Origin of the sequence: Streptomyces sp. NPDC059994 (assembly GCF_042737755.1) — a bacterium.
In the GTDB taxonomy this organism is placed as follows: Bacteria; Actinomycetota; Actinomycetes; order Streptomycetales; family Streptomycetaceae; genus Streptomyces.
The window spans coordinates 41,763-53,549 of the sequence record NZ_JBHWUR010000011.1 but is presented as its reverse complement, the minus strand read 5'-3'; the positions used below and the strand labels follow the sequence as shown (position 1 = coordinate 53,549).

Genomic DNA, 11,787 nt, shown 5'->3' with positions numbered 1-11,787 from the left:
GACGGCGCTCCTGCGGGAGTTCCTGGGCTCCTGGGGCTGGGGGCGGCGTGCGGCAGAAGGCGGCTCAACAGACGGCTCAACAGACGGCTCGACAGGCGGCCGGATACAGCCGCACGCGGCCGCCCCCACCCCCGGCGACGCCGGCGGCCGAAACGACGGCGAACCGCCCCGAAGCGCCGGGAGGAATCTTCATCGGTTGCCCTCGTCGCCCGGCCCCTGCGCTTACGCGCTCCGTACGCCCACCGCGCTATGGTCCGGCGGACCAGCAAAAAGGCCCTCCCAGAGGGAGGGCCTGGTACCGCACGGGCTGGAGCGCCCCCGGCAGGACTCGAACCTGCGGCCAAGCGCTTAGAAGGCGCCTGCTCTATCCACTGAGCTACGGGGGCCGGATGGCGGCCGCGGTGGCCTGGAGCCCCCGGGCGGGCAAGGGTGTGATCCGGAGCGGGCTCCGGGTCGTGACCTTGCCGGGGACAAGGATAGGGCTCCTCTCGCCTCGTCCCGGTTGCTTCACCTGCGTGGCACGATGTGGAGGTTCGGTGAAGCGAACCGATAATCGCAGGCGAGCGCGGAACACGCAGCGCTTTTGACGCTCGTGGCGCCGGGTGTTGTGCACTCGTTATGCCTGCGTCCCACTCATCCCGTCTATCCCATGTGTCCGATCGGCGCGCGAGGGCCTCCATACGCTTCAAAAAGGCGCCAAAATTGGGCATTCTTCGCATGTGGTGACCTTGGACGTACGGCCTCAGCTGATTGACGCACTCTCCGCCCTGCGCGACAGGGTCGCCGCCATGCGTCTTCCCCTCCCCCTGCCGGGGGCGGCGCGGGCACGGCAGACCCGGGTCGAGCTGCTCGCGCAGCTCGACGATTATTTGTTGCCCCGGCTCAAAGATCCCGAAGCGCCGCTGCTCGCCGTGGTCGGCGGGTCCACCGGCGCCGGGAAGTCCACGCTCGTCAACTCCCTTGTGGGGCGGCGGGTCAGCGAGGCCGGCGTGCTGCGGCCGACGACCCGCACCCCCGTACTCGTCTGCCACCCCGACGACCACCACTGGTTCACCGAGATCCGCGTACTGCCCCAGCTCGCCCGCGTCTGGCTGCCCCAGCAGAACGAAGAAGCGGAGGTGGAGGAGGGTGTCGGGGGCAATGACGCGGAGAATTCCCTGCGGGTCGAGACCTCGCGGAACCTGCCCGTCGGGCTCGCCCTGCTCGACGCGCCCGACATCGACTCACTCGTCGTCAGCAACCGTCTGCTCGCCGCCCAGCTGATCTGCGCCGCCGACATCTGGGTGATGGTGACGACCGCCTCGCGGTACGCGGACGCCGTGCCGTGGCATCTGCTGCGCACGGCCAAGGAGTACGACGCCATGCTGATCACCGTCCTCGACCGGGTGCCGCACCAGGTCATCGGCGAGGTGTCCCGGCAGTACGCGGCGCTCCTGACCAAGGCCGGGCTCGGTGATGTGCCCCGCTTCACCATCCCCGAGCTGCCCGAATCGGCCGGTGGCGGAAGCGGCTTGCTGCCTTCCACCGCGGTCGCCCCACTGGGCCAGTGGCTTACCCACCGGGCACAGGACCCGGCCGCCCGGCAGCAGGCCGTCGTCCGTACCGCCGTCGGCGTCATCGACTCGCTCAACGCCCGTATGCCCGAGCTCGCCTCCGCCGTCGCCGCGCAGTACGCCGCCGCCGTACGGATGACGAGCGCGGTCGAGGAGGCGTACGAGCGGGAAGGGGCACGTGTGCGGCGCAGGCTGCAGGCAGGGGGCGTACTCGCCGGGGACGCGCTCACCCGCTGGCGTGCGTACCCCCGGGACGCGACCTCCGGCGAGCTCCTCGACGCGCTCTGCGAGAGCCTCGCCGAGCTCCTCGGGTGCGCCGCGGACGCCGCCGACGAACGGGTCCGCGAGGCGTGGGGCCGCGAGCCCGCGGCGGCCGAGCTGGCCGACGGCGTAAGGGACCGGGAGACCGGTGAGCGCATCGAGGTCGCCGTACGGCGCTGGCGCCGGGTCCTTGAGGAGCTGGCCGAGGAGGAGGTACGGGAGATGGACCGGGCCGTAGCGCCCTCCGCCGAGGCCGTGGCGGCCCTGCTGGCGGCCGCGCTCCTCGGCGGGCGCCGCGCCCGCCGGGCCGGGGAACGGCTCGCCGAACGCATCGGCGCCCAGCGCGCGCTGCGCCTGCGCGACCAGGGCGGTGCGCTGGTCACGACGTACATCGACCGCGTCCTGAACGCCGAACGCGACCGCCGGCTCGCCCCGCTGGACGCGCTGCGGGTGAGCCCCGAGCCCCAGGCCGGGCTGATCGCCGCGCTGTCCCTACTGCAGAAGGAGAGGTGAGCGGGGTGACCGCTCTGACGGATCGGCCGGGGGCCGACCAGCCCGACTCCGAACGGCCCGAGTCGGAGTCCGGGCAGTCTGAGTCCGGACAGTCGCAGTCCGGGCGGCCGGAGGCCGGGGCCGAGCTTCCTCCCCCTCCGGAGGAGGGAGAGCCGGAGCGGTCGGCGGACGGTGGCTCCGTAGCCGGTGAGGACCAGCCCGCGCGGGTGGCAGCCGCACCGCTGACGGTGGAGGTACGGGCCACCGGGCGGCCCTCGATCGGCCGACTGGAAGCGGTCGCGCCGACGTCGGGGTGGCTCGGCTTCGACCGCCCATGGGCCGAACGGCCCCCTTCCCGGCGGACGGAATCGGGTGAGGAGGGAGCCGCGCGTACGCCATCCGTACGGACGGAACCCCTCCCGGGAGAGGCCGACACGCCCAAAGCCGACTTGCCCAAAACCGCCGACGCGGCCGAAGTCGACATGCCTGAAGTCGACATGCCTGAAGCCGACACGCCCGAGGCCGACGCCTCTGGAACCGGCACATCCGGAATCGGCGCATCCGGGACTGGCGCATCCGGAAAAGGCTCACCCCAAGCCGACACGCCCGGAGCCGCGACGGCAGAAGTAGATCGGTCGGCGGCCGATTCGGCCAAGAACCCGTCCACCGGCGCACCCGAAAGCACCCGACCCACCCGCAACACGCCCGCCACCCGCACGGAAACACCCCCGCGTCCCGAATCGCCCCCCACAACCCCACTGGCACCACCAGCACCAAGTCGCGCAGCACCAGCATTCACCCGGACGGCCGTCCCGGCCCGACCGATCCGGCCCCCCTCGCGCCGTGCCTCCGACGCGCGCGCGGCCGCCGACGCCGGTCCCGCCGCCGGCTCCACGCAGTCCGCGCCCGCCTGGGACGACGGGTTGATCGCTCGACGGGTCAACGAGTCGGCCGAGGAGGAGGTTCCCGTCGAGGAACCCGAGCCGGTGGAGGCGTACGTACCCATCGGCGGCCCTTACGGGGGCGAGCTGCGCGGGCGGCTGGAGGCCCTGCGCGAGCTCGTCGGGCTGTCGCGGACGCGGCTCGACGGCAAGACGCTCGCAGAGGCGGGCCGCGTACTCGACGAGGCCGCCGCGCGGCAGCGGCTGTCCGCGCGGCACACCGTCGTCGCCATCGCCGGAGCCACCGGCAGCGGCAAGTCGACGCTGTTCAACGCCCTCGCCGGTACGCACATTTCGGAGACCGGGCTGCGCCGCCCCACCACCAGCGCGCCGATCGCGTGCAGCTGGACCGACGGCGCGGCGGGTCTCCTGGACCGGCTCGGGCTGCCGGGGCGGCTGCGACGCAGACCGCTGCCCTCCGACCCGAACGCCGAGGCGCTGCAGGGGCTGGTCCTCGTCGACCTGCCCGACCTCGACTCGGCGGTCGTCGAACACCGCCGCCAGGCCGACCGCGTACTGGCTCTCGTCGACGCGGTGGTCTGGGTCGTGGACCCCGAGAAGTACGCCGACGCCGTGCTCCACGAGCGGTATCTGCGGCCGCTGGCCGGGCACGCCGAGGTCACGTTCGTCGTGCTCAACCAGGTGGACCGGCTGCCGGGCGACGCCGCCGACCAGGTGCTCGACGATCTGCGGCGCCTCCTCGACGAGGACGGCATGGCACTCGGCGAGCACGGCGAACCCGGCGCCACCGTGCTGTCCCTCTCCGCCCTCACCGGCCAGGGGGTCGGCGAACTGCGCGACCTGCTCAGCCGGTTCGTGCAGGAGCGCGGCGCCCCGGAACGCCGGGTGGCGGCCGACCTGGACGCGGCTGCCGCCGGACTATGTCCGGTGTACGTCGCGGTCGGCCGTACGGGGCTCGACGAGCGGGCCCGGGAGGCGTTCACCGACCGGCTCGCGGCGGCCGTGGGCGCGGCCGCCGCGGGGGAGGCGGCCGAACGCGAGTGGCGCCGCAACGCCGGCCGTGCCTGCGGCACCCCGTGGCTGCGGCTCTGGCGCTGGTACGAGCGGATCCGCATCCCGGGCCGCGAGTCGGCGCTGCCCACTCCTCCTCCGGAGGAGGAGGTGACGGCCCGCCAGCGTGTCGAGCAGGCCGTACGGCTGGTCGCGGAAGAGGCGGCCACCGGACTGCCCGCCCCCTGGGCGCAGGCGGTGCGGGAGGCGGCGGTGCGCGGCGCCGAGGGGCTGCCGCAGGCCCTGGACGAGCTGGCGGTACGGGCGGAGCTCGAACGGGGCACCTCGCCCAGGCCCGCCTGGTGGCCTGCGGCGGTGCTGGTGCAGGCGGCCATGACGCTGGTGCAGGTCGTGGGCGGCCTCTGGCTCGTCGGCCAGATCGTGGGCGTACTCGAACCCGGCCTGCTGGTGCCCGCGCTGGTGATGCTGGCGGGGATCGTCGGGGGCCCGCTGGTCGAGTGGGCCTGCGCGGTCGCGGCGCGCGGGCCCGGCCGACGCTACGGGCAGGAGGCCGAGCGGCGGTTGCGGGAGGCGGCGGCCGGGTGCGGCCGGGCCAAGGTCCTGGACCCGGTCGCGGCGGAGCTGCTGCGCTACCGCGAGGTGCGCGAGCAGTACGTGGCGGTGCGCGGCGGGACGGGGGTGCGGGCGAGGGTGTCGTGAGAAGGGTGATGCGAGGGGCGTGAGGGGGGACGTGAAGGGGGGCCGGGGCTCTGCGACGCACCCCCGCACTCCGCACCCCGCCCCCGGCCAACCGACGCACCCTCCCCGGCCAGCCCTCGGCCAACCCCCGTACGGGTGACGAGGTTTTCCACAATGGCTGGGTGGTCCACAGCCCCCGGCACAAGGTCCTCCGTCCGGTCCAGCATGGAGATCGACAGCGCAAGGGTTCGATCGGCCGCCTGGGCCGGACGGAGCTGCGACGGGGACGCCGTGCGCGCGACGGGCGCGCACGGCAGGAATGACGGGGGAGTGGTGGGGATGAACGACACGCTGGTGACGCTGGTGGGAAACGCCGCGACGAGCGTGGAGTACCGGGAGACGGCGACGGGCGGGGTGGCCCGGTTCCGGCTGGCGGTGACTCCACGCCGGTTCGACCGGCAGAAGAACGCCTGGGTGGACGGGCACTCAAGTTTCTACACGGTCTGGGCCTGGCGGATTTTGGGGCTGAACCTGGCGAGCTCGGTCGCCGTGGGCGAACCGCTGGTGGTGCACGGCAGGTTGCGGGTGCGTGACGAGGACCAGGACGGACAGCGCAGGTTCTCGGCGGACGTCGAGGCGATCGCGGTGGGCCACGACCTGACCCGGGGGACCTCGGCGTTCCGGCGCGTGGTGAAGGCGGACCCGTCCCTGACGGATCCGCTCAAGGACCCGGCGGGGGAGGCCGGTTCACCGACCTCGCGAGCGCGTACATCGGCCCCGCCCCCGGCTCCGACGCCCACTCCGGCGTGGACCGGTACGGGCGGTGCGGGTGTGGTGGCGGCGGGTGACGGGGCAGCTGGGGCCACTGCCGGAGGTACCGGAGAAAGCCCAGGTGAGAGGCGTGGAACAGCTCCCGCGAACCCGCCCGCCGTGGCTGCCGCAGCGTCCTGAAAGTCCCGTTCCGTGCTGGAGATTTGTCGATATCCCCAGGCGGGGACGGGCATCAGCGATAACGATTGCGATTCGGAATGGTTATCTGATCGCATGACAGGGGATCGGGAGGCGCGACCTCCATAGGATTCCCGTTACTCACGGGGCACTTGAGTCAGCAGGCGAGGCACTTCCCCCACGCATGTACGTGAAAGCTCCTCGCCCGAAGGGGAATTCTGTGTTTTCAGTCGTTCACGGGTTGTCTGTACCCAAGTCTGTACGCAAGCGCGGCGCCGCACGCCTCGCTGCCGCTGTCGCCGTCTCGGGTCTGGTCGCCGGCGGCGCCATAGCCGGCGCGGGCACGGCGGTCGCCGACACGCCCGGCCAGCAGCACCAGGGCGGCGCGGTCGCCACCATCAAGGGCCTGGACCCGGACGCCTCGGGCAAGGCCGTCATCCACCAGCAGGGCGGCGACCGGCCGGTCTCGGCCGGTCTGTTCCAGATGGTCGTCGACGGCGGCGGCACCCTGCGTACGTACTGCATCGACATCCACAACCCGACCCAGCCCGCCGCGAAGTACCAGGAGACCCCCTGGAGCGGCACCTCGCTGAGCGGCAACCCGGACGCGGGCAAGATCCGCTGGATCCTTGAGCACTCGTACCCGCAGGTGAACGATCTGACGGCGCTCGCCAAGTCGGCCGGCCTCAAGGGCCAGCTGACCAATGGCACGGCCGCCGCCGCGACCCAGGTCGCGATCTGGCGCTACTCGGACCACGCCCAGGTCGACGCGGTGGACGCGCAGGCCAAGGACCTGGCGGACTGGCTGACCAAGTCCGCGCAGAACGTGGGCGAGCCCAAGGCGTCGCTGACCCTCGACAACCCGGCCGTCTCCGGCAAGGCGGGCGCCAAGCTCGGCCCGGTGACCGTCCGCACCAACGCCGACAAGGTCTCGGTGACCCCGTCCGAGGAGCTCAAGGCCGCCGGCGTCAAGGTCGTCGACAAGGCCGGCAAGGCGGCCACGACCGCCAAGAACGGCTCGCAGCTCTTCTTCGACGTGCCCGCGGGCGCCCAGCCGGGCTCCGGCTCGCTGACCGTCCAGGCCACCACCCAGGTGCCGGTCGGCCGCGCGTTCGCCAGTGAGTCCAAGAGCCAGACGCAGATCCTCGCCGGGTCCAGCGACTCCACGGTGACCGCCGCGGCCAAGGCGACCTGGGCCAAGCAGGGCGCCATTCCGGCCCTGACGGCCGCGAAGAACTGCGCCAAGGGCGGCGTGGACGTCACGGCGACCAACAAGGGCGACGAGGCGTTCACCTTCAAGCTGGCCGGCTTGTCGTACACGATCGGCGCCGGCAAGTCGAAGACCGTCACCGTGCCGGTCGCCGAGGACCAGGCCTACGACTTCGTGATCACCGGGCCTAACGGCTTCAAGCAGGAGTTCAAGGGCGTCCTGGACTGCAAGACCGCCGGCACCGGCACCAGCACGCCGTCGTCGCAGCCCAGCCCCGCCTCGGCGGGCGGCACCTCGTCCGGCTCCACCACCGGTGGTGACCTGGCCGAGACCGGCTCCTCCAGCTCCACGCCGATGATCGCGGGCGTCGCTGTCGCCCTGGTCGTCATAGGCGGCGGCGCGGTGTTCTTCCTCCGCCGCAAGAAGGCCGGGACCGCCGGGCACTGACCCCAGCGGCTCTGAGCCACGGCACCGTGGACTCGGAGTGACCACCCTGTGACAGTGGCCCCGGTGAGCGCAGGCGCACCGGGGCCACTGGCGTCCCCTAGCAGCACCCGTTTCCGCCAGGGGGTGGCCGGTACGGCAGGATGGCCACCATCGAAACCGGGACAGTGTTCATGGTCCGCGACGGGGATGTCACCGCCGCCACCATCACGCTGACCCCTGAAGCCGAGGCTGGTCTCTGGACGGATGACGAGCTGAGCGAGCCGTCGATGTTCATCAACAAGCTCACCGTGGCCCGCTCACACGCCGGGCAGAACGTGGGCGGGCGGCTGATCGATTGGGCCGGGGACCGGGCGTACCGTGCGTCCGCGAAGTGGCTGCGGCTCGACGCTTGGACCATGAACGAGGGGCTACAGCGCTACTGCCTTCGCCAGGGATTCGAGCATGTTCGGACAGTCCGGGAGGGCGGCGCGGTCAACGGTGGTCCACGCGTCTCGGGATGGCTGGCGCAGCGTCCGGCCGCGCCGACGGCCCACGGCTTTGTGGATCAAACCGCCGCCCCTGAGTTGATCTCTCGCGCTTGATGAAGCCGATCCGGCCACCCTTGTGCGATGCCTCGGCGGCGCGGCCCAAGGGCTCGCACGGAACGCCCGGGAGCGGAAGACTGCCCGCACGGGCATTGCCGACAAGGGGAGGCAGGCATGCAGTGCGGTCGGTGCGGTGCCCCTGCGGTGCAGCAGGGCGCAGGTTGGGTCTGCTCGCAGTTGTGCGGGTGGTCGTCGGTTACCCCGCCCCCGGCTGGTGGGTACGCTCCGGGGCATGACGACATGGCCTCCGGAGCTGCCCCCGCTGCCAGAACCGAAAGTGACGACGGCCCCCGAGATCACTGAGGCTGAATGCCGCAAGTGCGGGACGCTCATCGCGGGCCTGGACGGCCGGTATGCGTGCGGGGTGTGCGGATGGGTCAATGACCACTCAGAGGGGCACCGGCCGCTCCCCACGGCCGAGGACGACCCTGACTACCCCGGCCCGTCTCCCACGCCCAACAGACTCAGCGCTTCCGGCGGCTGAGCAGGGCGTTCCGATCCCGGCGTCCCGGCGTCCCGGCGTCCCGGCGTCCCGGGCCGTCTGTGGGCCGTCCCAGGGCCGCCGGCGTCGACCGACGTCGACCAACGACGACCGCCCGGGGGAACGGGCCGGTGATCACGCCCCAGGTCAGCAGCCCCTGACCTACTCATTCGCTCGCAGGGGTGGACGACTGGCAAGATGGGGTGTATCTGCCCACAGCCCGATTCACACTGCCGGACGGTTTCTCTTGGCTGAGTACATCTACACCATGCGCAAGACGCGCAAGGCGCACGGCGACAAGGTGATCCTTGACGACGTCACGCTGAGCTTCCTGCCCGGCGCGAAGATCGGTGTGGTCGGCCCGAACGGTGCCGGTAAGTCCACCGTTCTCAAGATCATGGCGGGCCTTGAGCAGCCCTCCAACGGTGACGCCTTCCTGTCGCCGGGTTACAGCGTCGGCATCCTCATGCAGGAGCCGCAGCTCGACGAGTCCAAGACGGTCCTGGAGAACGTGCAGGACGGCGCCGCCGAGATCATGGGCAAGCTCAAGCGCTTCAACGAGGTCGCCGAGCTCATGGCGACGGACTACTCGGACGCGCTCCTTGAGGAGATGGGCAAGCTCCAGGAGGACCTCGACCACGCCAACGCCTGGGACCTCGACGCCCAGCTGGAGCAGGCCATGGACGCGCTGGGCTGCCCGCCCGGCGACTGGTCCGTGACCAACCTCTCCGGTGGCGAGAAGCGCCGTGTCGCGCTCTGCAAGCTGCTGATCGAGGCGCCCGACCTGCTCCTCCTCGACGAGCCCACCAACCACCTCGACGCCGAGTCGGTGAACTGGCTGGAGCAGCACCTCTCGAAGTACGCGGGCGCCGTGGTCGCCGTCACCCACGACCGGTACTTCCTGAACAACGTCGCCGAGTGGATCCTTGAGCTCGACCGCGGCCGCGCGATCCCGTACGAGGGCAACTACTCCACGTACCTGGACAAGAAGGCCTCCCGCCTCAAGGTCGAGGGCCGCAAGGACGAGAAGCGCGCCAAGCGGCTCAAGGAAGAGCTTGAGTGGGTCCGCTCCAACGCCAAGGGCCGGCAGACCAAGTCCAAGGCGCGCCTCGCCCGTTACGAGGAGATGGCGGCCGAGGCCGACAAGATGCGGAAGCTGGACTTCGAGGAGATCCAGATCCCGCCGGGCCCGCGTCTGGGCTCGATCGTCGTCGAGGTCGAGAACCTCTCCAAGGCCTTCGGCGACAAGGTCCTCATCGAGGACCTGTCGTTCACGCTGCCGCGCAACGGCATCGTGGGCGTCATCGGTCCGAACGGCGCGGGCAAGACCACGCTGTTCAAGATGATCCAGGGCCTGGAGACCCCCGACTCGGGCTCCATCCGGGTCGGCGAGACCGTCAAGATCTCGTACGTCGACCAGAGCCGCGCCAACATCGACCCGAAGAAGACCCTTTGGGCCGTGGTGTCGGACGAGCTCGACTACATCAACGTCGGCCAGGTCGAGATGCCTTCGCGCGCGTACGTCAGCGCGTTCGGCTTCAAGGGCCCGGACCAGCAGAAGCCGGCCGGTGTGCTCTCCGGTGGTGAGCGCAACCGCCTCAACCTGGCGCTGACGCTCAAGGAGGGCGGCAACCTGCTGCTCCTCGACGAGCCCACCAACGACCTGGACGTGGAGACCCTGTCCTCGCTGGAGAACGCGCTCCTTGAGTTCCCGGGCGCGGCCGTCGTGATCTCCCACGACCGCTGGTTCCTGGACCGGGTCGCCACGCACATCCTGGCGTACGAGGGCGACTCGAAGTGGTACTGGTTCGAGGGCAACTTCGAGTCGTACGAGAAGAACAAGGTCGAGCGGCTCGGCGCCGACGCGGCGCGTCCGCACCGCGCCACCTACAAGAAGCTCACCCGGGGCTGATCTTCTTGGCTCGCCACATCTACAGCTGCCCGCTCCGCTGGTCGGACATGGACGCCTTCGGGCACGTCAACAACGTGGTCTTCCTCCGCTATCTGGAGGAGGCGCGCATCGACTTCATGTTCCGGCTGGCGCCGGGGGACGGCTCGCCGTCGTTCTCGGGCGGGTCCGTGGTGGCCCGGCACGAGATCGACTACGTACGGCCGCTGGTGCACCGCCACGAGCCGGTGACCGTCGAGTCGTGGGTCACCAAGATCGGTGCGGCGTCGCTGACGATCGCGTACGAGATCAAGGACCCCGAGCAGGTGTATGTGCGGGCGTCGACGGTCGTGGTGCCGTTCGACCTCGCGGCGGGGCGGCCTCGGCGGATCTCCGCGGAGGAGAAGGCGTTCCTCCAGGAGTACGTGGAGGAGACCGACGCAGGTCGCGGTGGCCGGGCCGGCCGTGGTGACCGCGTGGAGCGGGCCGCGGCATGACCGTGAAGCTGGGCCTCGCCGATGCCGGGGAGGTGGCGGATCTCGCCGCCTTCCTGGCCCGGCTGATCCACTACGACCGGTCGGCGGCCGTCCGGCTGCAGGCCGGGGGCGGTGCGCTGGCGGTGTTCGGGCGCCCGCCGGCGTTCGAGGTGCTGGCGATTCGTACGGTGCGGCTGGACGCGGTGGTGGAGCTCGACGTCACCGTCTCGGCGGGTGAGCTCCTTGAGGCGCTCGACGAGCCCGCGTCCGCGGTGGTGGTTCCTCCCTCCGTGACCGGTCCGCCGTGGGCGGGTGTGCTGCCGCCGCGCGGCGGCTGGAGCCGGCTGCCCGGGCTGCCCTCGGCCTCTGAGATACGCGATGTGGTCGGGGCCGCGGTGGCGGAGTTCCGGGCGCGGGACGAGGCGTTGCCGGAAGAGTCGCGTACGCGGGCGGAGCGGGACCGGATCGGGCGTGAGATCTGGTCGCGGACGCTGGGGGCGACGGAGGTGCCGCTGCGGGTGGTGCATGCGGCGCAGTCCCTGGGGTTCCTGCGGGGTGGCCCGGGACCGGGACCGGGACCGGGTGCCGGTTCTGGCGGGGAGTTGGCTTTGCTGGGGGCGGGGCCGTGGTTGCGGCTGCGTACGGCGTATGGGTCGGTTGCGGTTCGGAGGGTGGGGGTGGGGGCGCTGCCGCTGTCTCCGGTCTGAGGCCCCACCCCGCCCCTTCCCTAAACCCTCCGGGGGTGGGTGGGGGGTTGAGGTGGTTTCGCGGGGGGGGGGGCCCCCCCCCCCCCGGGGGGGGGGGGGGGGGGCCGCCCCCCCCCGGGGGGGGGGGCGGCCCCCCCCCGCCCGGCGCC

Annotated in this window: 8 protein-coding genes and 1 tRNA gene; 8 read left to right on the top strand and 1 reads right to left on the bottom strand. The window is 71.8% G+C overall.

The annotated features are described in order from the left end of the window. Positions 1 to 313 precede the first annotated feature (313 nt). A tRNA-Arg gene (locus ACFWA7_RS09030) sits at positions 314 to 386 on the bottom strand. 342 nt (positions 387 to 728) lie between these two features. Between ACFWA7_RS09030 and ACFWA7_RS09025 the strand changes: the two genes are divergently transcribed. From ACFWA7_RS09025 to ACFWA7_RS08990, 8 genes are all read left to right on the top strand, one after another. After that, entirely contained in the window at positions 729 to 2,327 is a 1,599-nt protein-coding gene (locus ACFWA7_RS09025) for a dynamin family protein (RefSeq protein ID WP_385540728.1), read from the top strand. Between the two features lie 476 nt (positions 2,328 to 2,803). Further along, entirely contained in the window at positions 2,804 to 4,918 is a 2,115-nt protein-coding gene (locus tag ACFWA7_RS09020; RefSeq protein ID WP_385821894.1) for a GTPase, read from the top strand. A gap of 318 nt (positions 4,919 to 5,236) precedes the next feature. Then, positions 5,237 to 5,848, top strand: a complete 612-nt coding sequence (locus ACFWA7_RS09015) for a single-stranded DNA-binding protein (protein WP_385821892.1) — start codon at positions 5,237 to 5,239, stop codon at positions 5,846 to 5,848. Positions 5,849 to 6,086: 238 nt separating this feature from the next. Next, positions 6,087 to 7,502 carry an LAETG motif-containing sortase-dependent surface protein gene (locus tag ACFWA7_RS09010; RefSeq protein ID WP_385540712.1) on the top strand — a complete coding sequence of 472 codons (1,416 nt, stop codon included), beginning with the start codon at positions 6,087 to 6,089 and terminating at the stop codon, positions 7,500 to 7,502. Positions 7,503 to 7,642: 140 nt separating this feature from the next. Next, complete coding sequence (locus tag ACFWA7_RS09005; protein WP_385821890.1) at positions 7,643 to 8,083, top strand: GNAT family N-acetyltransferase; 441 nt, start codon at positions 7,643 to 7,645, stop codon at positions 8,081 to 8,083. Between the two features lie 731 nt (positions 8,084 to 8,814). Next, the gene (ettA, locus tag ACFWA7_RS09000; protein ID WP_385540716.1) at positions 8,815 to 10,479 is read left to right on the top strand and encodes an energy-dependent translational throttle protein EttA; all 1,665 of its coding nucleotides are present in this window, start codon (positions 8,815 to 8,817) and stop codon (positions 10,477 to 10,479) included. A 5-nt stretch (positions 10,480 to 10,484) separates the two neighbouring features. Then, positions 10,485 to 10,952 carry an acyl-CoA thioesterase gene (locus ACFWA7_RS08995; protein WP_385821888.1) on the top strand — a complete coding sequence of 156 codons (468 nt, stop codon included), beginning with the start codon at positions 10,485 to 10,487 and terminating at the stop codon, positions 10,950 to 10,952. Next, positions 10,949 to 11,638: a hypothetical protein gene (locus ACFWA7_RS08990; RefSeq protein ID WP_385821886.1), complete on the top strand. Its 690-nt coding sequence runs from the start codon at positions 10,949 to 10,951 to the stop codon at positions 11,636 to 11,638. The genes ACFWA7_RS08995 and ACFWA7_RS08990 overlap by 4 nt, the downstream gene beginning before the upstream one ends. Positions 11,639 to 11,787: the final 149 nt, after the last annotated feature.

Coding starts and splice junctions, on each gene's coding strand:
- ACFWA7_RS09020 (WP_385821894.1), top strand. CDS start 2,804: ATGCCTGAAGCCGACACGCCCGAGGCCGACGCCTCTGGAACCGGCACA.
- ACFWA7_RS09015 (WP_385821892.1), top strand. CDS start 5,237: ATGAACGACACGCTGGTGACGCTGGTGGGAAACGCCGCGACGAGCGTG.
- ACFWA7_RS09005 (WP_385821890.1), top strand. CDS start 7,643: ATGGCCACCATCGAAACCGGGACAGTGTTCATGGTCCGCGACGGGGAT.
- ACFWA7_RS08990 (WP_385821886.1), top strand. CDS start 10,949: ATGACCGTGAAGCTGGGCCTCGCCGATGCCGGGGAGGTGGCGGATCTC.